At 61.6% G+C, this 22,665-nt stretch carries 21 protein-coding genes and 1 tRNA gene; 20 read left to right on the forward strand and 2 right to left on the reverse strand.

Annotation, left to right across the window (positions count from 1 at the left end; genetic code table 11):
• Positions 1-346: 346 nt before the first annotated feature.
• Positions 347-2,425 carry an elongation factor G gene (gene fusA / locus BUB04_RS11025; protein WP_073039294.1) on the reverse strand — a complete coding sequence of 693 codons (2,079 nt, stop codon included), beginning with the start codon at positions 2,423-2,425 and terminating at the stop codon, positions 347-349.
• A gap of 313 nt (positions 2,426-2,738) precedes the next feature.
• Here fusA and BUB04_RS11030 point away from each other — a divergent pair, with 313 nt between their 5' ends.
• The 20 genes from BUB04_RS11030 (at position 2,739) to BUB04_RS11130 (ending at position 21,795) form a co-directional block, all read left to right on the forward strand.
• Positions 2,739-3,710: a tyrosine recombinase gene (locus BUB04_RS11030; protein WP_084076414.1), complete on the forward strand. Its 972-nt coding sequence runs from the start codon at positions 2,739-2,741 to the stop codon at positions 3,708-3,710.
• 32 nt (positions 3,711-3,742) lie between these two features.
• Positions 3,743-4,300, forward strand: a complete 558-nt coding sequence (gene hslV, locus BUB04_RS11035; RefSeq protein WP_073039298.1) for an ATP-dependent protease subunit HslV — start codon at positions 3,743-3,745, stop codon at positions 4,298-4,300.
• Positions 4,301-4,304: 4 nt separating this feature from the next.
• The gene (hslU, locus tag BUB04_RS11040; protein ID WP_073039300.1) at positions 4,305-5,681 is read left to right on the forward strand and encodes an ATP-dependent protease ATPase subunit HslU; all 1,377 of its coding nucleotides are present in this window, start codon (positions 4,305-4,307) and stop codon (positions 5,679-5,681) included.
• A gap of 27 nt (positions 5,682-5,708) precedes the next feature.
• On the forward strand, positions 5,709-6,623 hold the full coding sequence (gene argB, locus BUB04_RS11045; RefSeq protein ID WP_245795171.1) for an acetylglutamate kinase: 915 nt from the start codon (positions 5,709-5,711) through the stop codon (positions 6,621-6,623).
• Entirely contained in the window at positions 6,620-7,813 is a 1,194-nt protein-coding gene (locus BUB04_RS11050) for an acetylornithine transaminase (RefSeq protein WP_073039302.1), read from the forward strand. Before argB ends, BUB04_RS11050 begins: the two co-directional genes overlap by 4 nt.
• Positions 7,810-8,733 (forward strand): ornithine carbamoyltransferase, encoded by a 924-nt coding sequence (gene argF, locus BUB04_RS11055; protein WP_073039304.1) that lies wholly within the window; start codon positions 7,810-7,812, stop codon positions 8,731-8,733. Before BUB04_RS11050 ends, argF begins: the two co-directional genes overlap by 4 nt.
• Positions 8,734-8,999: 266 nt before the next feature.
• Positions 9,000-10,211: an argininosuccinate synthase gene (locus tag BUB04_RS11060; protein WP_073039307.1), complete on the forward strand. Its 1,212-nt coding sequence runs from the start codon at positions 9,000-9,002 to the stop codon at positions 10,209-10,211.
• Positions 10,212-10,585: 374 nt separating this feature from the next.
• On the forward strand, positions 10,586-12,004 hold the full coding sequence (gene argH / locus BUB04_RS11065) for an argininosuccinate lyase (RefSeq protein ID WP_073039310.1): 1,419 nt from the start codon (positions 10,586-10,588) through the stop codon (positions 12,002-12,004).
• A 108-nt stretch (positions 12,005-12,112) separates the two neighbouring features.
• The gene (locus tag BUB04_RS11070) at positions 12,113-13,213 is read left to right on the forward strand and encodes a fibronectin type III domain-containing protein (protein ID WP_143156452.1); all 1,101 of its coding nucleotides are present in this window, start codon (positions 12,113-12,115) and stop codon (positions 13,211-13,213) included.
• A gap of 34 nt (positions 13,214-13,247) precedes the next feature.
• Positions 13,248-14,504, forward strand: a complete 1,257-nt coding sequence (gene lysA, locus BUB04_RS11075) for a diaminopimelate decarboxylase (protein WP_073039313.1) — start codon at positions 13,248-13,250, stop codon at positions 14,502-14,504.
• 16 nt (positions 14,505-14,520) lie between these two features.
• On the forward strand, positions 14,521-15,363 hold the full coding sequence (gene dapF, locus BUB04_RS11080; protein ID WP_073039461.1) for a diaminopimelate epimerase: 843 nt from the start codon (positions 14,521-14,523) through the stop codon (positions 15,361-15,363).
• 54 nt (positions 15,364-15,417) lie between these two features.
• On the forward strand, positions 15,418-16,293 hold the full coding sequence (dapA, locus tag BUB04_RS11085; RefSeq protein WP_073039463.1) for a 4-hydroxy-tetrahydrodipicolinate synthase: 876 nt from the start codon (positions 15,418-15,420) through the stop codon (positions 16,291-16,293).
• A gap of 154 nt (positions 16,294-16,447) precedes the next feature.
• Positions 16,448-17,251, forward strand: coding sequence for a 4-hydroxy-tetrahydrodipicolinate reductase (dapB, locus tag BUB04_RS11090; RefSeq protein WP_073039465.1), 804 nt, complete (start codon positions 16,448-16,450; stop codon positions 17,249-17,251).
• Positions 17,252-17,274: 23 nt separating this feature from the next.
• Positions 17,275-18,441, forward strand: a complete 1,167-nt coding sequence (locus BUB04_RS11095; protein ID WP_073039467.1) for an LL-diaminopimelate aminotransferase — start codon at positions 17,275-17,277, stop codon at positions 18,439-18,441.
• Between the two features lie 522 nt (positions 18,442-18,963).
• A complete protein-coding gene (gene folK, locus BUB04_RS11105; protein ID WP_073039469.1) occupies positions 18,964-19,467 on the forward strand; it encodes a 2-amino-4-hydroxy-6-hydroxymethyldihydropteridine diphosphokinase in 504 nt (167 codons plus the stop codon).
• A complete protein-coding gene (locus BUB04_RS11110) occupies positions 19,464-19,736 on the forward strand; it encodes a hypothetical protein (RefSeq protein WP_073039471.1) in 273 nt (90 codons plus the stop codon). The genes folK and BUB04_RS11110 overlap by 4 nt, the downstream gene beginning before the upstream one ends.
• Positions 19,737-19,771: 35 nt before the next feature.
• The gene (gene fsa / locus BUB04_RS11115) at positions 19,772-20,431 is read left to right on the forward strand and encodes a fructose-6-phosphate aldolase (protein WP_073039474.1); all 660 of its coding nucleotides are present in this window, start codon (positions 19,772-19,774) and stop codon (positions 20,429-20,431) included.
• Between the two features lie 33 nt (positions 20,432-20,464).
• A complete protein-coding gene (locus BUB04_RS11120; protein WP_073039476.1) occupies positions 20,465-21,076 on the forward strand; it encodes a lytic transglycosylase domain-containing protein in 612 nt (203 codons plus the stop codon).
• Complete coding sequence (pgsA, locus tag BUB04_RS11125; protein ID WP_073039478.1) at positions 21,073-21,681, forward strand: CDP-diacylglycerol--glycerol-3-phosphate 3-phosphatidyltransferase; 609 nt, start codon at positions 21,073-21,075, stop codon at positions 21,679-21,681. Before BUB04_RS11120 ends, pgsA begins: the two co-directional genes overlap by 4 nt.
• A gap of 39 nt (positions 21,682-21,720) precedes the next feature.
• A tRNA-Cys gene (locus BUB04_RS11130) sits at positions 21,721-21,795 on the forward strand.
• A gap of 65 nt (positions 21,796-21,860) precedes the next feature.
• On the opposite strand, the gene BUB04_RS11135 is transcribed toward BUB04_RS11130, so the two are convergent.
• Positions 21,861-22,286: a hypothetical protein gene (locus BUB04_RS11135; protein WP_073039480.1), complete on the reverse strand. Its 426-nt coding sequence runs from the start codon at positions 22,284-22,286 to the stop codon at positions 21,861-21,863.
• Between the last annotated feature and the right edge of the window lie 379 nt (positions 22,287-22,665).

The raw sequence follows: 22,665 nt of genomic DNA on the forward strand, positions 1-22,665 counted from the left end.
GAAACTCCACCCAACGATCATGGTGAGGCTCGCCACCCCGCTTGGACGAAAGAGCCTGCACGGGGCTGCCGTCCGCCGTGTGGGAGCGCCGCAAGGCGCCATGCGCTGAGGCGGCCGCACGTCCATAAAGTGGCCGGGCACCCGTCCGCGGCCTCCGCCGCTCCTACACCACGTTCCTGCCCATTGCCGCCATGGGTATTCACTGGTCGTCCCGGTGGGCGCTCGGGCTGGGCTTGGACTGCTCTCGACGCCATTGGAGCACAAACCCGTCCGAAAAGACAAGAGCGGATCCCCACCCGGGGGATCCGCCCTCTCCTCATCGTTTCCCTCGATCCAACAGGCCGGCCTATTCCTTTTCCGCCTTGGCCGCCTCGATGATCTTTTCCTGAAGCTGGGCCGGTACTTCCTCGTAGTGCGAGAACTTCATGGTGAACATGCCGCGGCCGGCCGTCATGGACCTCAGATCCGGCGCGTATTTGAGCACTTCGGCCAGAGGCACTAGGGCCCGAACGATCTGCTTGCTGCCTTCACTGTCCATCCCCAGGACCTTACCCCGGCGGGAGTTGAGGTCCCCGATCACATCGCCCATGCAGTCGTCGGGGATGGTGATTTCCAGCTCCATGATGGGCTCCAGCAAAGTGGGCTTGGCCTCCACCACCGCCTTCTTGAAGGCCATGGAACCGGCGATCTTGAAGGCCATTTCCGACGAGTCCACGGTATGGTAGGACCCGTCCACCAGATCCACCTTGAAGTCGATCACCGGATAGCCCGCCACCACACCTTCCTGAGCGGCCTCCACGATGCCCTTTTCCACCGCAGGAATATACTGGCGCGGAATGACGCCGCCCACGATCTTGTCCACGAACTCGAAACCGCCGCCGCGCGGCAACGGCTCCATTTCGATCCAACAGTCGCCGTACTGGCCGCGACCGCCGGTCTGCTTCTTGTATTTGCCCTGCACCCGGGCCTTGCCCTTGATCGTTTCCTTGTAGGGAACCTTGGGCAGCTTCAGATTGACCTCCACACCGAACTTCCTCTTGAGCTTTTCGATGGTGGCCTCGATGTGGATTTCCCCCATGCCGGAAAGAATCATTTCCTTGGTCTCGTCGTTTCGTTCCAGCTTGAGCGCCAGGTCTTCTTCCATCAGCCGGGCCAGGGAGGAGAAGATCTTTTCCTCGTCGCCGCGGCTCTTGGGCTCGATGGCCAGCGAGTAGACGGCCATGGGGAGTTCCGGGAAGGGGAACCGGATGGGATTCTTCTCGTCGCAGAGCGTGTCGCCCGTGGTGGTTTCCTTGAGCTTGGCCACGGCCACGATGTCACCGGGGCCGGCTTCCTGGATGCTCTCCTGGCCCTTGCCCTTGATCCTGAGAAGCTGCCCGTAGCGCTCCTTCGTTTCCTTGGTGCTATTGTACACATTGGCATCCGGTTTCATGGTGCCCGAAAAGATGCGGATGACGGAGAGACGGCCGGCATAGGGATCGCTGATGGTCTTGATCACCAGCGCGCTGAAGGGGGCATCCGGATCCGGTTCCCGTTGGATCTCCGACCCGTCCGCCGGCAGCACCCCCTTCTTGGGCCCGCGATCCAGAGGACTGGGGAAATAGTCCACGATGATGTCCAGCAGCTGGGCGGTGCCGATATTGGCCGTTCCCGATCCGCACGCGATGGGAACCACGGAACCGCTCACCACGGCGTTTCGCAAACCGACGCGCAGCTCTTCTGGCGTCAGTTCTTCTCCTTCCAGGTACTTTTCCAGGAGTTCGTCGGTGGATTCGGACACGCCCTCGATGAGCATCTCCCGGTACTGGGCCGCCAGTTCCGCCGCATCGGCCGGAGCATCCTGCACCTCGAACTTGCCGCTCTCACCCTGGGCGTAGATGTAGGCCTTGCCGGTCAACACGTCCACCACGCCCTTGAAGTCCTCGGCGGCCCCCACCGGTACCAGCAAAGGTACACACTTATTACCGAACTGCTGGCGGATGTTTTCCACCGTCTTCACAAAGTCCGCCCGCTCGCGGTCCATCTTGGTAACGAACACCAGTCGGGGCAGACCCAGCTCGTCGGCGAACTCGCAGACCTTTTCGGTCTGAACCTTGACGCCGTCGATGGCGTCCACCACGACCACGGCGGCATCCGCGCCTTGGAGGGAGCTCTTCGTCTCGGCAACGAAGTTGAAGTCGCCGGGGGTGTCGATGATGGTGCAGGAGTGCTTCTTCCACGGGAGGGTGTTGAAGGCCGTGCTGATGGTGATCTTCCGGTTGACCTCCTCGGGCTCGAAGTCCATCACCGACGTATGGTCATCCACCTTGCCCAGTCGCGTGGTTACACCGGCGGTGAAAAGCATGGCTTCGGCCAAAGAGGTCTTACCTGCACCTCCATGGGAAATGATGGCGAATGTACGGACCTTCCCAACAGCGTCTTTCATGATTCTCCCTTTCTCTGCCTTCTCGTCGTCTGCACGAACGCGTTTATGGAAGCGCGCCCTTGTTCTTGGGATCAGGGTTGCACCCCGGGCGTCGGACTTTACGAGGAAAAGCACAAGTGAGGTTCATAGATGATGGAACCAAGGGAAGTCAAGAAAATTCCATGAATTGGCCTGTCTGGAGCCCGCCTCCCGCCCGTCGGCCCCGGTAGGTGCTTTCCTCCAAGAAAAGACTTCCTCTCTGAAGGCTTTTCTGCTTTTCTATTGTTTTTACAGTTCATGGGTTGTCTCGGGTCAGGAGAAACGGACAGAGCGCATGACACAGGCACCGCTATCGCCGCCGTCAAACAGGCCTTCAGAAGGGTCAGCCCACCGGGCCGTGGCCGACTTTCTCGACCACGTGCGTCATGAACGGGGCCTGAGTCGCGAGACGGTCCGCGCCTACCGAACGGACCTGGAGCGCCTCTTGGCCTTCGCGCGCGACAAAGTGCAAAGAGACCGGGACGTCCGGGTGGAGGATTTCACCGATGAGCTTCTCCACGGCTACGTGATGAGCCTTCATCAGCGGCTGGCCAAGACGAGTCAGGCCCGGGCGCTCTCCACCTGCCGCTCCTTTTTCAATTTTCTGGTGGACCGAGGCGACCTGCCCCTGAATCCCTTGCGCGCCGTTAGCTCCCCCAAGCTGCCGTCCACGGTTCCGGGGTTTCTCAATGTGGACGATATGGTGCGCTTTCTCGATCAACTGGAAAGGAACGCCAAGGCACCCGGCGCCCCTTGGACCCATGCCAGGGACTGGGCGCTCATGGAAACCCTGTATTCCACCGGCCTTCGGGTCGGTGAACTGGTCCGCCTCGATCGCCACTCCGTCGATCCCGTTCGGGGACTGGTGCGCACCCTGGGCAAGGGCTCCAAGGAACGGGTGGTTCCCATCGGGTCCAAGGCCTTGGAAGCCCTGCGCAGGTACCTGACTTCGAGGGACCGCACGGTGCGCCGGGGAGATGCCCAGGCTCTCTTCGTGAACACCCGGGGCGGACGCCTGACAGACCGCTCCGTGCGTCGAATCCTCAAGGCCCGACTTCAGCAAGCCGGCCTGTGGCAGCCCCTGAGCCCCCACGGTCTTCGGCACAGCTTCGCCACGCACCTGCTCAGCTCGGGCGCCGATCTTCGAAGTATCCAGGAGATGCTGGGCCATGCCAGCCTGTCCACCACCCAGCGCTACACCAAGGTTCACCTGGACCAGCTCATGAGCGTCTACGATGAGGCCCACCCCCGCAGCCGCAAGCGCTAACACACCCCCTTGATTTATTGGAGGAACTTCGTATGTCCCTTTCCTTGCAGCCCGCGTCATCTTCCATTCGCAGCACCACCGTCCTGGTGGTGCGAAGGGACGGCCGCGTGGTCATGGCCGGTGACGGCCAGGTGACCTTCGGCGACACGGTCATGAAGCACCAGGCCCGCAAGGTGCGCAAGATGTTCCACGGAAGCATCCTGGCGGGTTTCGCCGGCGCCACGGCCGACGCCTTTACCCTCTTCGAGCGCCTGGAGTCCAAGCTGGAGCAGTACAGCGGCAATCTGACCCGGGCCGCCGTGGAGCTGGCCAAGGACTGGAGAACGGACCGGGCGCTCCGGCGCCTGGAGGCGCTCCTTATTGCGGCGGACGCTTCCCAGACCCTCATCCTGAGCGGAACCGGGGATGTGATCGAGCCGGACGAAGCGGTGGCCGCCGTGGGCTCAGGGGCCCCCTACGCCCTGGCGGCCGCCCGGGCCTTGATCGCCCACACCCCCATGGATGCACGCCGCGTGGCCGAAGAATCCATGCGGATCGCCGCTTCCATCTGCATCTATACCAACGATGTCTTCACGCTGGAGGAGTTGTGATCCCATGCAACAACCGTTGACGCCGGCAGAGATCGTCCGGGAATTGGACAAGTTCATCATCGGTCAGAAGGAAGCCAAGCGCATGGTGGCCATCGCGCTTCGGAACCGATGGCGCCGCCAGCAGGTGCCCGAGCACCTGCGCGATGAGATCGCTCCCAAGAACATCATCATGATCGGGCCCACCGGCGTGGGCAAAACGGAGATTGCCCGCCGCCTGGCCCGCCTCGCCCAATCTCCGTTCCTCAAGGTGGAAGCGAGCAAGTTCACAGAGGTGGGCTATGTGGGGCGGGACGTGGAATCCATGATCCGGGACCTCACGGAACTGGCGGTCAACATGGTGCGCTCCGAGGAACTGGAAGCCGTACGATTGAAGGCCGAGGAACTGGCGGAAGAAAAGCTTCTGGACATTCTGCTCCCGCCCATGCGCCGCTCAGGCCCCGCTCAACCCCGCCAGCTGGAGGGACCCGAGGCCCGGGCCGCCCAGGAAGAGGCTCAGAGGGCCGACGCCACCCGGGAGAAGCTCCGAAACCTCCTGCGCCAGGGCGCCCTGGACGACCGCTACGTGGAACTGGAGGTGGAAGACCGAAGCGTGCCCATGATCGACATCTTCGCCGGGGCCGGCATGGAGGAGATGGACTTCAATTTCCGCGAGATGCTCAGCTCCATGCTGCCCAAGCGCACCAAGCGGCGCAAGGTGAAGATCCCCGAAGCCCGGGAGCTTCTCATCGAACAGGAATCCCAGCGCCTCATCGACATGGAAAAGGTCATCAAGCAGGCCCTGGAACGGGTGGAACATTCCGGGATCATCTTCCTGGACGAAATCGACAAGATCGCCGGCCGGGAAGGCACCCACGGCCCTGACGTTTCCCGGGAAGGCGTGCAGCGGGATCTTCTGCCCATCGTGGAGGGCTCCACCGTGAACACCAAGTACGGCATGGTGAAAACGGATCACATTCTCTTTATCGCCAGCGGCGCCTTCCACGTGGCCAAGCCCTCGGACCTGATTCCCGAATTGCAAGGCCGATTCCCTATCCGAGTGGAACTGAATTCCCTCACCCGGGAGGATTTCGTTCGAATCCTCAAGGAGCCGGAAAACGCCCTCATCGCCCAATACAAGGCCCTGCTGGCTACCGAGGAGGTGGAGCTGGTCTTCGAGGACGAGGCCATCGAGGAGATCGCCCAGATCGCCTACGAGGTGAACTCCCGGGCGGAAAACATCGGCGCCCGGCGCCTCCACACGGTCATGGAAAAGCTCCTTTCGGACGTCTCCTTCAACGCGCCGGACCTGAAGGGCCAGACCATACGGATCACCCGCCGGTACGTGCGGGAAACCCTGAGCGAGATCATCCAGGACGAAGATCTGAGTCGCTACATTCTGTGATACCCGTCCAACGCGAGGAGCTTTTCCATGATGCGAGACACCGCCTCTTTGCTCATTGAAGCCCTACCCTACATCCGGCAGTTTTCCGGCAAGACCATCGTCATCAAGTACGGCGGCCATGCCATGAAGGACGAGGCCCTCAAGGAGAGCTTCGCCAAGGACGTGGTGCTCATGAAGTACATCGGAATCCACCCCGTGGTGGTGCACGGCGGCGGGCCCCAGATCGGGCGCATGCTGGAGCGGGTGGGCAAGAAGTCGGACTTTCGGGCCGGCATGCGGGTTACCGACGAGGACACCATGGACGTGGTGGAGATGGTGCTGGCCGGCAAGGTCAACAAGGAGATCGTGGCGCTCATCAACCGCCACGGCGGACGCGCCATCGGGTTGAGCGGCAAAGACGGGCAGCTCATCGAGGCACGCAAGATGCACCTCTACCGCTACCAGGGAGACGATCAACCCCCGGAGATCATCGACATCGGGCTGGTGGGTGAAGTGCGGCGGATCAACGTGGAGATCCTGAAGGTTTTGGAGCAAAGCCGGGTGATTCCGGTCATCGCCCCCGTGGGCGTGGGCCCTGATGGGGAGACCTACAACATCAACGCCGACCTGGTGGCCGGCAGCGTGGCCTCGGCGCTGAACGCCGAGAAGCTGCTTCTCATGACCGATGTACCCGGCGTGCTCGATGGGGCAGGCCAGCTCATCTCGTCCATGACGGTGGCCGAAGCGGCAGACCTCATGCAGGACGAAACCCTCAAGGGCGGTATGATCCCCAAGGTCCAGTGCGCCATCGATGCGGTCCAGGCCGGGGTGCGCAAGGTGGCCATCGTCGACGGGCGCATCCCCCACAGTGTGTTGCTGGAACTCTTTACGGATTCGGGAATCGGAACGGAGATCGTGGGAAGACGGCCACGACGCGATGAGGGAGAAAGGACACGCGGATGAACGAACTCATGGAAGTGTGCGAAAAGGTGGTTTGCAACACCTACGCCCGGTACCCGGTGGCCTTCGAACGGGGAGCCGGCTGCCGGCTCTGGGATACCGAAGGCAAGGAATATATGGATTTCCTGGCCGGTATCGCCGTTTGCAATCTGGGTCACAGCCATCCGGAAGTGGCCCGGGTGGTGTGCGAGCAGGCCCGGAAGCTGGTACACGTCTCCAACCTCTTCTACACCCGCCCCCAGGTGGAACTGGCCGCCCGGCTCATCGAGCGCTCGTTTGCAGACAAGGTCTTTTTCGCCAACAGCGGGGCGGAAGCCAACGAGGCGGCCATCAAGCTGGCCCGCAAATACAGCCGGGACAAGTACGGCCCCGGGCGGTTCCACATCATCACCATGAAGGATTCCTTCCACGGGCGCACCCTGGCAACCCTTTCCGCCACGGGGCAGGAGAAGGTCCACAAGGGCTTCGACCCGCTGGTGGAGGGATTCCGGTTCGTGCCCTACAATTCCATCCAGGCCGTCGAAGAGGCCGTCACGGAAAAGACCTGCGCCGTCCTGGTGGAGCCCATCCAGGGGGAAGGCGGAGTGAGGCCGGGCGATCCGGACTACTTCCGGGCCCTGCGGGAACTGTGCACGGCCAAGGATCTGTTGCTCATCTTCGACGAAGTGCAGACCGGCATGGGAAGGACCGGGAGCCTCTTCGCCTACGAGCAGCTGGGTGTGACTCCCGATGTGATGACGCTGGCCAAGGCGCTGGGCAACGGTCTCCCCATTGGAGCCATGCTGGCCACGGAAGAGGCGGCCCGAGCCTTCACGCCCGGGAGCCATGCCAGCACCTTCGGCGGCACGCCCCTCGTGACGGCCGCCTCCGCCAAGGTGCTGGAGATTATTTCCAAGGAGGACTTTCTGGCGGATGTCCGGGAAAAAGGCCGGTACTTCCTGGGTCGCCTACAGGATCTCCAGAAGAAACACCCCGACAAGATCCTCGACGCCCGAGGCCGGGGACTCATGCTTGGCCTGGAACTGAGCCGCCCGGGAAAAACCGTGGTGGATCGCTGCCTGGAACAGGGCTTTGTGATCAACTGCACCCATGACACCGTTCTTCGGTTCGTGCCGCCGCTCATCGTGACCCGAGAAGAGATCGACCGTCTGATGGAGACCCTGGACGCCGTCTTGAAGGAGTGGGAAGAATGAAAAGGGACTTTTTGAGCCTCTGGGATGTGAACGCCGATGAGTTGAACCACCTTCTGGACCTGGCCGGGCGACTCAAGGCGGAATGGGCCGCCGGGACCCTTCGGCCCGTCCTGCAGCAGAAGACCCTGGGAATGATCTTCTCCAAGCCTTCCACCCGAACCCGGGTCTCCTTCGAAGCCGCCATGCATCGCCTGGGGGGCAACTGCACGTTCATGAGCGTCCAGGACACCCAGATTTCCCGCGCGGAGCCCCTTTCCGACACCGCCCGCGTGCTGTCCCGGTATATCCATGCGCTGGTGGTGCGCACCTATGCCCAGGAAGAAGTGGAAACCCTGGCCCAATATGCTTCCATCCCCGTGATCAACGGGTTGACGGACCTGTATCATCCGTGTCAGGTCCTGAGTGATCTGTTGACCATCCGGGAAAAGAGGGGCTCCCTGGACGGCATGGTGGTGGCATGGATCGGGGACGGCAACAACATGGCCCATTCCTGGATCAACGCCTCCGCCCGCCTGGGATTCCGTCTGAACATCGCCTGTCCTGAAGGATACTGGCCCAGCGCACGGGTGATCGAACGGGCCCGGACGGAAGGAGCGGCCCCGATCCGGCTCTTCGACGATCCCCGACAGGCCGTGGAAGAAGCCGATGTGATCAACACGGACGTCTGGGCCAGCATGGGCCAGGAATCGGAAGCCGCAACCCGACGGGCGCTCTTTCAGCCCTTTCAGGTCAACCGGGAGCTTCTCCGATACGCCCCAAGCCATGCCATGGTGCTCCATTGTCTGCCGGCCCACCGCGGAGAAGAGATCACGGAAGAGGTTCTCGAAGGGCCGCAGTCGGTAGTCTTCGACCAGGCGGAAAACCGCCTGCACGCTCAGGCCGCCCTGCTCTATTGGCTTCTGGTGGAGACAACGGCGTAACCCCATCCAGTGATGGGAGATGCCCCATGGCCTACCCGGTGCCCCAACGCTCTTGTGCAGCCCTGAAGGGCTGGGCTACGAAAAAAGCGGTCAGCTCCGGCGTTTTTGGGCAAGCTCTCCGTCAGCCCATGGGCGAGAGGCGGTGAACATGTGGCGCCCGCGCGGATCCGCTTGCCAAAACGGCCGGCCATCCGCTACAGTCACGCTTTTCAATCACCGTCATGGATCGTTTGGAACCTGGGAACCGCGAGGAGAATCGAAAGATCATGGACGTCAAGAAAGTGGTTTTGGCCTATTCGGGCGGATTGGACACTTCCATCATCCTCAAGTGGCTCATCGAGACGTACCAGTGCGAGGTGGTGGCTTTTGCCGCCGATCTGGGACAGGGAGAAGACCTGAGCGGCATCGAGGAAAAGGCCCTGAAAACCGGCGCCGTCAAAGCCCGGGTGGAAGACCTCAAGGAGGAATTCGTTCGGGATTTCGTCTTTCCCGCCTTCCGGGCCAACGTCATCTACGAAGGCCAGTACCTGTTGGGTACGTCCATCGCCCGGCCGCTCATCGCCAAAAAACAGGTGGAAATCGCCCGGGAGGAAGGTGCGGATGCGGTGAGCCACGGCGCCACCGGCAAAGGCAACGACCAGGTGCGCTTTGAACTGACCTATATGGCCCTGGACCCTTCCCTCAAGGTGATCGCCCCTTGGCGGGAATGGAATCTCAAATCGCGGAAAGCCCTGCTGGATTTCGCCCACCGGCACGGCATTCCCGTCCCGGTGACCAAGGAAAAGCCCTATAGCTGCGATGCCAATCTGCTGCACATCAGCTACGAAGGCGGGATCCTGGAAGATCCCTGGAACGAGCCGGACCCGTCCATGTTCACCCTGACCGTGGATCCCGAAAAAGCGCCGGACAAGCCGGAAACCATCGAAATCGACTTCGAAAGAGGTGATCCCGTGGCCGTGAATGGGGAGCGGCTCAGCCCGGCTGCGCTCCTGGCACGGCTGAACGAGATCGGAGGCCGAAACGGGGTGGGACGGGCCGACGTGGTGGAAAGCCGCTTCGTGGGCATGAAATCCCGGGGCGTGTACGAAACCCCCGGCGGCACCATCCTTCGCATCGCCCACCGCGCCATGGAATCCATCACCATGGACCGGGAAGTCATGTTCCTGCGCGATTCCCTCATTCCCCAATACGCCAAGCTCATTTACAATGGATTCTGGTATGCGCCGGAACGCGTAGCCCTGCAGAGCCTCATCGACACCTCCCAACAGACCGTTTCCGGGACCGTGCGGGTCAAGGTCTACAAGGGCCACTGCATGGTTACCGGGCGGAAGTCGGATCAATCTTTGTACGATCCCGACATGGCCACGTTTGAGGAGGACGATGTCTACGAGCAGAGCGACGCCACCGGCTTCATCCGGCTGCAGGGGCTGCGCCTGCGCATTCTATCCCTGATCCGGGAGCGTCGGAAGAAGTCGTGATCCCCGCGCGATTACCGGGCGGGGGTGACCCCACCCTACCCAGGGGGCCAATGCGTTTTGCAGGGCCGAGCTTTACGCCTGCCCTTGAGGACCGGACCCTGAGAGACAATCGTCCAATTCAGGTGGCGTTTTGAAACACAGGAACCAGGATGGGGGCTTTAGGCCCGCGATAAAGGGCCATCGGGAGCCCGGAAGGGACGGGCGGTAACTGATAGCCTGTCCGACGAACGGGGGCATTTGGCAGCCCTGAAAGCTGCGCTACCACAAGAGCGATGCCCCCCGGACGCATCGGAGCAGATCCTGGGCCCCTGTCGGCATTCGGACCTTTTCAACAGGATTGAAGACCCGTCGTCCCGCACCCAGGAGTCGCATTCATGTCGGAAAAGCTATGGCAAGGCCGGTTTGAACAGCCAACGGACAAGATGGTGGAAGAATACACGGCCTCCATCCATTTCGATTCGCGCCTCTACCGTTATGACATTGAAGGAAGCATCGCCCACTGCCGGATGCTGGCGGACTGCGGCATCATCTCCCACGAAGAGGCATCGCAGATCATCCAGGGCCTGGGGGAGATCCTGCGGGAAATCGAACGCGGGGAATTGACCCTCGAGTCCTCGCAGGAAGACATCCACATGGCCGTGGAGCAGCGGCTCATGCAAAAGATCGGCGAGGTGGGAGGAAAGCTCCACACGGCCCGCAGCCGCAACGACCAGATCGCCCTGGACACTCGGCTCTACATGCGGGACGTCCTGCTTCAATGCCGGCGACTGTTGCTGGAGGTGATGGCCGCACTCACCGACCTGGCGGAAAAGAACCTGCACGTCATTCTGCCGGGCTTCACCCATCTTCAGCATGCCCAGCCGGTGCTCCTGGCGCACCATCTCATGGCCTACTGTGAGATGTTTTCGCGGGACGAAGAACGCATGGCCCAGTGCTATGCCCGCACCAACGTGTTGCCCCTGGGAAGCGCCGCGCTGGCCGGAACCACCTTTCCCATCGACATGGAGCGAACCGCCCGCTATCTGGGGTTTCCGCGTGTCGTACGAAACAGCATGGACGCCGTAAGCGACCGCGACTACCTCATCGAATTCTGTGCGGCAGCGGCTCTGACCATGATGCACGTGAGTCGGTTGTCCGAGGAGCTGGTGCTGTGGACGACACCGGAATTCGATTTCGTGGAAATCAGCGACGCCTTCTGCACGGGCTCCAGCATCATGCCGCAGAAGAAAAATCCGGACGTACCGGAGCTCATGCGGGGAAAGACCGGTCGGGTTTACGGCAATCTCATGGCCCTGCTCACCCTGACCAAGGGTCTGCCACTCACCTACAACCGTGATCTCCAGGAAGACAAGGAACCCGTCTTCGATACGGCCGACACGCTGCTGGCCACCTTGGCGGTACTGAACAAGATGTTGCCCGCCCTTCGGTTCCATGAGGAGAAGATGGCCGAGGCGGCCGCCCGGAGTTTTGCGTTGGCCACCGACGTGGCCGATTATCTCGTGCTCAAGGGGGTTCCCTTTCGAAAGGCCCATCATGTGGTGGGTCAGCTGGTCAGCTACTGCATCCGGGAGGGCAAGGACCTTTCGGAATGCACCCTGGAAGAGTTCAGAAAGTTTCACAAGTCCCTGGAAGAGGACATCTTCGAGCTTCTGGACATTCGTGCCGCCGTGGACCGGCGCCGATCCCTGGGCGGAACCTCCACCGAAAGGGTCCGGGAGGCCCTGGAGTCCATGCGAGCGGAGATCGCGGTTCGAACCAAGGCCGTGGAACGGGACGTTCCGGCCGTACCCTGATGGGATGGAAAACCTCCGATGAAGGCGCCCAAGCGCCCATGGTAATGAGCGGAAAGCGAGAGCGGTCAACCTATCACGAGCGCGAAGAAGGGGAATCAAGGCCTGTCAATGATCAGTCAAATCCAGAATACGGGAATCTGCTCTTTTGGATGCCGGGGTGGCACGGCGGGAGTCGCCGCGTTGCTGTGCCTGGTGGCCCTCACCACATTGGCGTCGTGCGGAAGAAAGACCCCGCCCAAACCGGTGACACCGGAGGCCCCACCGCGGGTGACGAACATTCAGGCGGACGTGGAGGGTCAAACGGTCGAGCTCCGCTGGGAAATTCCCGACCGCCTCCGAAAGACCGCCCCCGGAGAATACACCTTTGTGGTGCAGCGCGAGGAGACCGACGCGGCAGCGGCCGAATGCGCCGAATGCCCGCCCGCCAATGTACGATCCCTGGTCCGGATCGATCCCGCCGGCACGGGCCCTTGGCACGTGGAGGGTTCCCGGATAACCTGGAAGGACACGCCTTCGGAAGGGGCGACTGCACTTCGATATTGGATCGGCATCCTCGGCCCGGAAGAATCGATGATTTCCCTTTCGTCTCCCGTGCGGATCTTGATGCGCGAACCCCCGGCTGCGCTCAAGAACGTGCGGGGTGTGGCGGAACCCCGGGGAATCCTGGTCCGATGGGAGGCCCCCTCCGGCAAGCAAGTCCCCGGGGAGACCTCCACCCTTTTTTCCGTGGAAAGGCGCGAGGCGGGAGGATCCTGGAAGCCGGCCTCCCCGGAACCCATTCAGGGAAACAGCTTTCTCGATACCGGTGTGCTTCCGGAAGGCATGTATGAATATCGCGTCCGCCCCTTCGTGACGGTGCTGGACGCCCGAATCCACGGGCCCTGGGCCCCATCCGAGCCCGTGAAGGCTCCCCCGAAGATCACCCCTCCGCCTCCCGAATCGGTGTGGGCCATTCCCACGGAGAAGGCCCTGGAAATTTACTGGACGGAGTCCCTGGTGCCCGTGGAAGGCTATCATGTTTACCGAAAGGACGGCGAAACCATCACCAGGCTGACGGTTGCCCCCATCGCCGCCCCTCCGTATGCGGACACCAAAGCCCAACCCAACAAGGTCTACCTTTACGCCGTCTCGGCGGTCAGCGCCGATGCCCCCCATCGGGAAGGGCTGTTGTCCAAGTGGTTCGAAGTCCGAAACGTGCGGTTCCAGTAGATTGGGAAGGTTTCGGGGAGTTTAAGGAGAAGCCATGCACCATTTTCAATATCGAAACGGACGACTGTATTGTGAAGATGTGCCCGTGGAGCACATCGCCCAGGAGGCGGGGACCCCCTGTTACATCTACAGCCACGCCACCCTGCATCATCATTTCACCGTCTTCGACGGCGCGTTCTCCCAACTGCCCCATCTGACCTGCTACTCGGTCAAGGCCAATTCGAACCTGGCGATTCTCAAGCTGTTCGGCTCGCTGGGAGGAGGCGTGGACATCGTTTCCGGGGGGGAACTCTTCCGGGCGCGCCAAGCCGGCATCCCTCCGGATCGCATCGTCTATTCGGGAGTGGGAAAGACCCGGGAGGAGATCGACTACGCCCTTTCGGAAGACATCCTCATGTTCAACATCGAATCGTCGCAGGAACTGGAGGCCATCAGCCAACGTGCCGTCGCCCTGGGACGCCGGGCCCGGATCGCCCTCCGGGTCAACCCGGATGTGGATCCCAAGACCCATCCCTACATCACCACAGGCATGGAGAAGAACAAGTTCGGCGTGGCCATGGACGAGGCGCTGGAAAGCTACCGCCGGGCCGCGGAGCTTCCGTCCGTGGACGTGGTGGGCGTGGACTGCCACATCGGAAGCCAGCTCACGGAAGTCCAACCCTTTGTGGACGCGCTGAGAAGACTCCGTGCGCTCATTGACCGACTGGCCGAACTCGGCCTTGAAACCAGGTACCTGGATCTGGGGGGCGGGCTGGGCATTACCTACGACCGTGAACAGCCCCCGCATCCCACGGAATACGCCCGGGCCATCGTCCGGGAACTGCAAGGGCTCAACTGCACGGTGATCTTCGAACCCGGCCGGGTGATCGTGGGCAATGCCGGCATCCTGCTCACTCGTGTCTTGTACACCAAGAAGACCCCCAAGAAACAGTTCGTGATCGTGGATGCGGGAATGAACGATCTGATCCGCCCGAGCCTCTACGGGTCCTACCACCACATCCAACCGGTGGTTTCCGAGGACCGACCCACGGAGACCGTGGACGTGGTGGGCCCCATCTGCGAAAGCGGCGATTTTCTCGCCCGGGAAAGGGCCCTTCCCCAGGTGCAACCCGGGGAATACCTGGCCGTGATGAGCGCCGGGGCGTACGGCTTCACCATGGCGTCCAACTACAATTCCAGGCCCAAGGCGGCCGAGGTGCTGGTGCACGGCGACACCTTCCACGTGATTCGCCTTCGAGAGACGTGGGAGGATCTGGTGAGAGCGGAGCGGATCCCCGAGTTTCTCCAATGAACCCGGAGAGGTATGCATGGAACCCATCGCCTTTCACAAAATGACCGGATCGGGAAACGATTTCATCGTCATCGACAATCGCAGCGGCTCGTTTACCACCGACGATGAAGACTGCCGGGACTTCGTCCGCAAGGTATGCCGCCGGAAGCTTTCGGCCGGAGCCGACGGGGTCATCTTCATCGAAGACGACCCGGAATGCGACTTTCGGTGGCGGTTCTACAATGCCGACGGGAGTGAGGCGGAAATGTGCGGCAACGGAGCGCGCTGCGCCGCCCGTTTTGCGTTTCTCACAGGCGTGGCGGAAAGCCCGGAGCTTCGGTTTCGAACCCTGGCCGGCATCATCCAGGCCCGCGTGGAAGGCACCCGTGTGAAGGTGCAGATGACCGATCCGTTGGATTACCGAAGCGGGTTGGAACTCCAGGCGGCCGGCCGGACGATCTCCGTGGATTTCATCAACACAGGCGTCCCGCATGCGGTCTGTTTCGTCGCCGGAACAGATGAACTGGAGCGGATGGACGTGGTGGAGCTGGGCCGCGCCTTGCGTCGACACCAACAGTTTCAACCGGCCGGCACCAACGCCAACTTCGTCGCCGTGCTGGGCCGGGACCGCATCCGCATCCGCACCTATGAGCGCGGCGTGGAGGACGAAACCCTCGCCTGCGGCACCGGATCCATTGCCGCCGCCCTCACCGCCCACGAACGCACCCTGGTGGGTTCTCCCGTACATGTGCTCACGCAGGGCGGAGAAACCCTCACCATCCATTTCGACCGAATCGGGCCAGGGCAGTACCGGAACGTCTTCATCGAGGGAGAAGCCAGGGTCGTTTACGAAGGTCGCTTGTGGCGGGAAACCCTGTGACCGGGGCGACGCCGCGGCCGAAGCCACTCAAGAAACCGTAGAGAGGAGGTCGTTATGTTTCAGGGAGCCTTTGTGGCTATCGTGACGCCCTTTCGCAACGGGGCCGTCGATGAGCCCGCCTTGCGGGACCTCATCGAGTTCCAGATCGAAAACGGCACCCACGGCATCGTCCCGTGCGGCACCACGGGAGAATCCGCCACCCTCACCCACGAAGAACACGAACGGGTGATCGAGATCACCGTCGATCAGGTCAAGGGCCGCGTTCCCGTGATCGCCGGAACCGGGTCCAACAACACGGCGGAAGCCATTCGCCTGACCAAGCACGCCAAGGAATGCGGTGCGGACGGGGCGCTCATGATCTCCCCCTACTACAACAAGCCCACCCAGGAGGGCCTTTATCAGCATTTCAAGACCGTGGCCGAGACCGTGGATCTGCCCATCATCCTTTACAACATCCCGGGCAGGACCGCCGTGAACATGGAACCGGAAACCATCGCGCGGCTCGCCCGGATCCAGAACATCGTCGGCATCAAGGAAGCCACGGGATCCATGAAGCAGATCACGGACATCATCCGACTGTGCGGGGAGGACTTCGTGGTTCTTTCCGGAGAGGACTACATCACGTTCCCGCTCATGTGTGTGGGCGGAAAAGGGGTCATCTCGGTGGTGTCCAACGTGGCCCCCCGGGACATGGCGGATCTGTGCAACCATTTCCTGCAGGGCCGGTTCCGGGAGGCGCAGGACCTTTACTACAAACTCCTGCCCCTATGCCATGCCATGTTCGTGGAGACGAACCCGGCGCCCGTCAAGACCGCCCTGAAGCTCATGGGCAAGATCGAAAGCGACCACGTGCGGCTTCCCTTGGTCCCCACCAGCGAAGCGGGGACCGCCAAGGTGCGGAAGGCCCTGGAGGATTACGGAATTCTTTGATGCGTCCGATGCCCCTTTCAGAAGCAGGCAAGCGCAGGGGCGAATGACCCTTCGCCCTTACCGCCCGCGTGGACGGAACGTGCAACGTAAGGACCATCCGGGCCTCCCGTGAGTCGGAGGCCCGGTTCCGGCTTCGGCCAAAGAGGAGAGGACCATGGTACGAGCAGCGGTTGCGGGCATCGCGGGCCGGATGGGATCGCGCATCGCCCAGATCCTCAAGGAAACGGAGGGCATGGAGCTGGCGGGAGGCTTCGAACGCCCGGGACATCCCGCCATCGGGCAGGACGTGAGCACCGTAATCGGCGGTGCCCCCCTGGGACTCCCGGTGGCCGGCTCCTTCCGGGAACTTCCCCGACCGGTGGACGTCCTCATCGACTTCACCAGCGCCGAAGCCTCCTTGGCCAATCTCCGAGCCGCCGCCGAAAGCGGAACGGCCATGGTGATCGGATCCACGGGATTCACGCCGGAAATGGTGGACAAGGTCCGCTCCCTCACCCGTTCCATCCCCTGCGTGCTGGCGCCCAACATGAGTGTGGGCGTCAACGTGCTGTTCAAGGTGGTGGAAGAAGTCACCCGGCTGTTGGGGCCAGCCTACGACGTGGAGATCGTGGAGACGCACCATCGTTTCAAAAAGGATGCGCCGAGCGGCACGGCCGTTCGGCTGGCCGAGGTGGTGGCCGCGGCCCGAGGCCGCGACCTCAAGGAAGTGGGCGTCTTTGAGCGATACGGCATGATCGGAGAACGACCTGAGGGAGCCATCGGGGTGCAGACCCTCCGCGGCGGGGACATCGTGGGAGAACACACGGTGCTCTTTGCCGGCATGGGAGAAAGGATCGAAGTGACCCATCGGGCCCATAGCCGGGACAACTTCGCCCGGGGGGCCGTCCATGCAGCCGGATGGGTGATCTCGCAGCCTCCCGGACTGTACGACATGCAGGACGTATTGGGACTGCGTTAACGCGTGGATTGTTGGAGGATGGAATGGCGTTTGAGTTTGCGGATCGCGTGAAGAATCTTCCCCCCTATCTGTTCAAGGAGATCGATCGACTGAAGGCGGAGCTGATCGCCCGGGGTGTGGACGTGATCAACCTGGGCGTGGGCGACCCGGACCTGCCCACCCCCAAGCACATCATTGAGCGTTTGAAGGAGGCCGCGGAGGATCCGGCCAATCATCAGTACCCGTCCTACAGCGGCATGAACGATTTCAAGGGCGCCGTGGCCCGGTGGTACAAGCGCCGTTTCGGCGTGGATCTGGACCCGGCTTCGGAAGTCATCACCCTCATCGGATCCAAGGAAGGCATCGCCCATCTGCCGCTGGCCTTCATCAACCCGGGCGACCTGGCCCTGATCCCCAGTCCCGCGTATCCGGTCTATGGAGTCGCGGTGATGTTCGCCGGCGGCAACACCCATGAAATACCCCTCCTGAAGGAAAACGGCTTCCTGCCCGACCTGGACGCCATCCCCGCCGACGTGGCGAAACGAGCCAAGCTTCTTTTCATCAACTACCCCAACAACCCCACGGGAGCCACGGCAGAAGCTGACTTCTTCCAGAAGGTGGTGGCCTTTGCCCGGGAGTACGACGTCATCGTCTGCCACGACGCGGCCTATACGGAAATGGCCTTCGACGGCTACCGACCCATGAGCTTCCTGGAGGTGCCCGGGGCCAAGGAGGTGGGCATCGAGTTTCATTCTCTGTCCAAGACGTGCAACATGACCGGATGGCGGCTGGGCTTTGCGGTGGGTCATGCCAAGGTGCTGGAAGGCCTGGGCCAGATCAAGAGCAACGTGGATTCCGGCGCCTTCAACGCCGTGCAGCTCGCCGGGATCACGGCCCTGGAGTCGGATCAGACCTGCGTAAAGGAGATGCAGGCCATCTACCAGGAACGCCGGGACGTGCTCATCCGGGGACTCCGGGAGGTGGGCCTCCACGCCGAACCGCCCAAGGCCACCTTCTACGTCTGGTGCCCGACGCCCCAGGGGATGACTTCGGCCCAATTCACGTCCCTGCTGCTCAAGGAAGCCGGCATCGTCACCACACCCGGAAGCGGCTTCGGAGCCCCCGGCGAGGGCTATGTGCGCATGGCACTCACCGTGAGCAAAGAACGGATTCAGGAGGCGGTGGAACGCATCCGGAAGGTTTCCTTCTAGGAGCGTGTTCGAAAATGGTTTTCCGGCTCAAGAGGCCGGTAATTTCCTATCATTTCGTAGCCGCGGGGCTTCAGCCCCGCGGAAAGTCCGTCGTCACCCGATGAAGTGACGGGAAATGAGCGATGGCCTATCCAACGTCCGGGGGTTCTTCCGCAGCCCTAAAGGGCTGCGCTACGAGAAAAGCGCCCATTCGCGGCGTTCTCGGACAGCCTCCTAGGAGGCTGTCCGAGAACGCCGCAAACCGTCACTCCCGCGCAAGCGGGAGTCCGTAAGTTGCCGGAAATCCTGGATCCCCGCTTTCGCGGGGATGACGAATGGGCGTTGAACGGCGCAAATCTGTCGTTTTCAGACAGGCTCCTAGTGGCCGTAATGGGCGATCCGCAATTCGGGATCCGTAGGCGGGATTTGGGGTTGTTGAGCCGCACCATTTTCCCGCCCCCTTTTCTCGAGGCGGAGGACTTAAAGCGGCATTGACCGATTGGACGAGACACCGAGCAGCAAAGCAAGAGGCGCGAAGGGCCGATGGATCACTGGGAGACGGCCTATATCGGATTCGGCGGAAACATGGGAGATCCGGAAACCACCTGCCGCGAGGCACTGGCCCTTCTCGGCGACATGGAAGGGATCCGCCTGGCGGCCGTCTCCTCCCTCTACCGAACCCAACCCGTAGGCGTGGAAGATCAGGCGTGGTTCCTCAACGGCGTCCTGGCCTGCCGCACCCGGCTGGGCCCCGAGGATCTGCTCCGGCAGCTTCTCGCCGTTGAAAATCGCTTCGGCCGGAAACGCACGGTCCGTTGGGGCCCCAGGACACTGGACTTGGACATCCTTTTCTACGGAGAGCAAGTGCTGGACCTGCCGGGCCTGACCATCCCCCATCCCCGGGCCCACGAACGCCGGTTCGTGTTGGAACCGCTTGTGGAGATCGCCCCGAAGCTGCGTCATCCGATCCTGGGGGTCACCGTGGCACGACTGCTGGCCGAAGCGTCCGTGCAGGCCCAGGCCGTGGAAAGGTGGAAGCCTCTATGATTCGCCTTCTCCTCTACGCGCTCATCGGCTACCTGCTCTACCGGTTCCTCAAGCCTAAGCTGTCGGGCTCGAGATCGGAATACGAAGAGAGATCCGGGGATCGGGACGCGGATCTCATCAAGGACCCCCAATGCGGAACCTACTTTCTCAAGCGGCACGGGGTGCGGGCCCGCATCAAGGGAAAAGACGTCTACTTTTGCAGCCGTCAATGCCGGGATTCGTACCTGGCCGGAAGAAAATCCTCCCGCGGGGAACCCCCTGGATCATGACCACGAACGACTCAGGAAAGGAGAACGACAGGAAGATGAAGTTTTTCATTGATACGGCAAACCTGAAGGAAATCGAAGCGGCCCACGCCCTGGGTGTGCTGGACGGCGTCACCACCAACCCCTCCCTCATCGCCAAGGAAGGGATTGCCGACCGCCGCGGGTTTGTGGAGCACATCAAGAAGATCTGCGAACTGGTCCAGGGGCCGGTCAGCGCCGAGGCGGTGAGCACCGACAGCGACGCCATGATCGCGGAAGCCCGAGAGCTGGCCGCCATCGACCCTCACGTGGTGGTCAAGATTCCCATGACCACGGACGGACTCAAGGCCGTGAGCCGACTTGCCGATGAAGGAATCAAGACCAACGTGACGCTGGTCTTCTCCCCCCTGCAGGCTCTTTTGGCGGCCAAGGCGGGAGCCACCTACGTGAGTCCCTTCGTGGGGAGACTGGACGACATCGCCGCCACGGGCATGGATCTGGTCGCACAGATCGTGGATATCTATTCCAATTATCTGTTCGAAACGGAGATCATCGTGGCCAGCGTCCGCAACCCGCTCCACGTGTTGGAAGCGGCCCGGATGGGTGCCGACATCGCCACCATCCCTTACAAGGTGATCGACCAGTTGGTGCGCCATCCCCTGACCGACATCGGCATGGAGAAGTTCCTCAAGGACTGGGAAAAGGTGGAGGGGAAATAGGACGCCCTTCGCCGGTACGGAGGGTCGGACGGCATGGACGGGAAAAGGCGATGGATCGGGATCTGCGTCGTCCTGGCAGCCCTATGTTTGACTCGTGGATTCGGAGCGGGCACCCCGGCGGCTTTCGCCGGATCCATCTACAAGTACGTGGATGAAAACGGCGTGGTGCATTTTACCAACGTCCCCACGGCGCCCGGCTATCAGAAAGTGGACCTTCCACCGCTGCCCACCCTCCCCATACCCCGAAAACTGTCGGAGGACTCTTTCCAGCAGCACATACACAAGGCCGCCTCCATCTTCGGGGTTGACCCGAGACTCGTTCGTGCCATTATCAAGGCCGAATCCGACTTCGACCCCATGGCCGTCTCTCACAAGGGCGCCATGGGCCTGATGCAGCTCATGCCCCAGACGGCCAAGGAGATGGGGGTCCAAAACCCGTTCGACCCCCTGGAAAACATCTTCGGCGGGGTGCGCTACCTCAAGGAGATGCTTCGGCGCTTCAACAACAGCCTGTTGCTGGCACTGGCTGCCTACAACGCGGGCCCGGAAGCGGTGGAAAAGTACGGAGGCATTCCGCCCTTCAAGGAAACCAACGAATACTTGAGGCGCGTGCTCCGCCATTACATGAGACTCAAAAGGCAATGACGCACGACGATTTTTCCAGAAAAAATCTCACGGCCCTGCCGAACCTGCTCACCTACCTGCGCATGATCTCCATCCCCATCATCCTGGTGGTGCTGGCCCCGCCCACCACGGGATACCGCATGAATGTCGCCTTCGTCTTGTATGTCATGGCTTCCATCACGGACTACCTGGACGGCATCCTGGCGCGACGCTACGACATGGTCACCTCGGTGGGGAAGCTCCTGGACCCGCTGGCCGACAAGCTCCTGACCTGCGGCGTGCTCATCATGCTCATCGAACTGGACAAGGTGCACGGGTGGGTGGTCTTTCTCATCATCGGCCGGGAATTCACCATCACGGGACTCCGATCCATCGCCGCCAGCCAGGGCCTCATCCTGGACGCCAGCCGCATGGGCAAGAACAAAATGATCTCCCAGACGGTGGCCATTCTCTTCCTGCTGCTCCACTTCGAACCGCTCAACCGCGCTTTCTTTCTCATTGGAACCGTCTTTCTGTGGGTCTCCATTGCGCTGGGATATTGGTCGGCCGGGGCCTACTTCGTGGACTTCTACCGAAAGGCCAGGCAGCTCCATGCATCGCGGAGGTCCGCGCCAACAGGTCCTTGACACCTTCCCCGTTTTGGGCTAAGCAATAGCTCAACGAACGGCGGCATACCCAAGTGGTAAGGGAGCGGTCTGCAAAACCGTTATTCACCGGTTCGAATCCGGTTGCCGCCTCCACCCCGAACACGCTGAGACCGTGACACGAGTCACGGTCTCTTTTTTTATGTCCACCCCTTGTGACGCTACCAAGGACACTGGACCATGTATTTCATCACCGTTTTCCGCTGGTTGTTGGTGAGATCGCAGTCGTCGTTGGCCGGTGTGCCGTCTTGATACGTCGCAGGAAACGTGTGGATCCAGACCGTGATTTCCTGCTCCGCCTTGCATTCACCATGCTTTGGGGACCGATGCCCCGTTTCGAGGAAGCCTTTGATTTCGTAGCGCGGCACCACGGAGAATGTAGTGCTGCGCGCAAGGTTTGGGATTGCTTCGGAGAGGATCTGTTCTTCCTTTCCTGAAGAGTTGTCTCGGATCTTGACGTTTAAAGTCGGTACGTAGGGGGGAGAGCCCATGAAGTCCAGATTCCCCATGTTCTCAACCTCCACGAAGATATCCAACCCCTTGGTGCCCACGGACAACGGATGGACCCGCACGTCCTTCACCGTCAAGTCCGGCCCTCCTTTGCAGGGGTGCATCGCCTGGAAAGACTTGCCAACGTTCGCCGGCACCTGAGGCTTCAACACCTTCTGCACAGGCTGTACGGTTTTGGTCGTGGGCAAGGGATGGCCGCACCAGCCCGATCGAAAAAACACCCCCAACATCAACACGGCCAGACAAAGGCATTTGCAAGAAAGTTTTACCCCAAGTTTGTCACTTTTGTGTGTAAGTTACTGATTTTGTTGTAGAGTGTTTTCAAATTCTACACTACAAATTTTTCATTCGATGGTGGTCAGCCTCCTTAATGGTCGTACCGGCAGCCCGAGAGCATTGTAAATTTTCACGTGAACCGGTTCCGGCTCGGACGTGTGTCGTATGTGAATGGCCTGC

The organism is Desulfacinum infernum DSM 9756 (assembly GCF_900129305.1).
Lineage (GTDB): Bacteria > Desulfobacterota > Syntrophobacteria > Syntrophobacterales > DSM-9756 > Desulfacinum > Desulfacinum infernum.

What these genes read in the sequence shown, in the direction of transcription:
- dapB (WP_073039465.1), top strand. Translation starts at nt 16,448, where the DNA reads ATGGTACGAGCAGCGGTTGCGGGCATCGCGGGCCGGATGGGATCGCGC.
- BUB04_RS11070 (WP_143156452.1), top strand. Translation starts at nt 12,113, where the DNA reads ATGATCAGTCAAATCCAGAATACGGGAATCTGCTCTTTTGGATGCCGG.
- BUB04_RS11110 (WP_073039471.1), top strand. Translation starts at nt 19,464, where the DNA reads ATGATTCGCCTTCTCCTCTACGCGCTCATCGGCTACCTGCTCTACCGG.
- argB (WP_245795171.1), top strand. Translation starts at nt 5,709, where the DNA reads ATGATGCGAGACACCGCCTCTTTGCTCATTGAAGCCCTACCCTACATC.
- folK (WP_073039469.1), top strand. Translation starts at nt 18,964, where the DNA reads ATGGATCACTGGGAGACGGCCTATATCGGATTCGGCGGAAACATGGGA.
- BUB04_RS11120 (WP_073039476.1), top strand. Translation starts at nt 20,465, where the DNA reads ATGGACGGGAAAAGGCGATGGATCGGGATCTGCGTCGTCCTGGCAGCC.
- argF (WP_073039304.1), top strand. Translation starts at nt 7,810, where the DNA reads ATGAAAAGGGACTTTTTGAGCCTCTGGGATGTGAACGCCGATGAGTTG.
- argH (WP_073039310.1), top strand. Translation starts at nt 10,586, where the DNA reads ATGTCGGAAAAGCTATGGCAAGGCCGGTTTGAACAGCCAACGGACAAG.
- dapA (WP_073039463.1), top strand. Translation starts at nt 15,418, where the DNA reads ATGTTTCAGGGAGCCTTTGTGGCTATCGTGACGCCCTTTCGCAACGGG.
- BUB04_RS11060 (WP_073039307.1), top strand. Translation starts at nt 9,000, where the DNA reads ATGGACGTCAAGAAAGTGGTTTTGGCCTATTCGGGCGGATTGGACACT.
- fusA (WP_073039294.1), bottom strand. Translation starts at nt 2,425, where the DNA reads ATGAAAGACGCTGTTGGGAAGGTCCGTACATTCGCCATCATTTCCCAT.
- BUB04_RS11050 (WP_073039302.1), top strand. Translation starts at nt 6,620, where the DNA reads ATGAACGAACTCATGGAAGTGTGCGAAAAGGTGGTTTGCAACACCTAC.
- BUB04_RS11095 (WP_073039467.1), top strand. Translation starts at nt 17,275, where the DNA reads ATGGCGTTTGAGTTTGCGGATCGCGTGAAGAATCTTCCCCCCTATCTG.
- BUB04_RS11030 (WP_084076414.1), top strand. Translation starts at nt 2,739, where the DNA reads ATGACACAGGCACCGCTATCGCCGCCGTCAAACAGGCCTTCAGAAGGG.
- fsa (WP_073039474.1), top strand. Translation starts at nt 19,772, where the DNA reads ATGAAGTTTTTCATTGATACGGCAAACCTGAAGGAAATCGAAGCGGCC.
- hslV (WP_073039298.1), top strand. Translation starts at nt 3,743, where the DNA reads ATGTCCCTTTCCTTGCAGCCCGCGTCATCTTCCATTCGCAGCACCACC.
- hslU (WP_073039300.1), top strand. Translation starts at nt 4,305, where the DNA reads ATGCAACAACCGTTGACGCCGGCAGAGATCGTCCGGGAATTGGACAAG.
- dapF (WP_073039461.1), top strand. Translation starts at nt 14,521, where the DNA reads ATGGAACCCATCGCCTTTCACAAAATGACCGGATCGGGAAACGATTTC.
- lysA (WP_073039313.1), top strand. Translation starts at nt 13,248, where the DNA reads ATGCACCATTTTCAATATCGAAACGGACGACTGTATTGTGAAGATGTG.
- pgsA (WP_073039478.1), top strand. Translation starts at nt 21,073, where the DNA reads ATGACGCACGACGATTTTTCCAGAAAAAATCTCACGGCCCTGCCGAAC.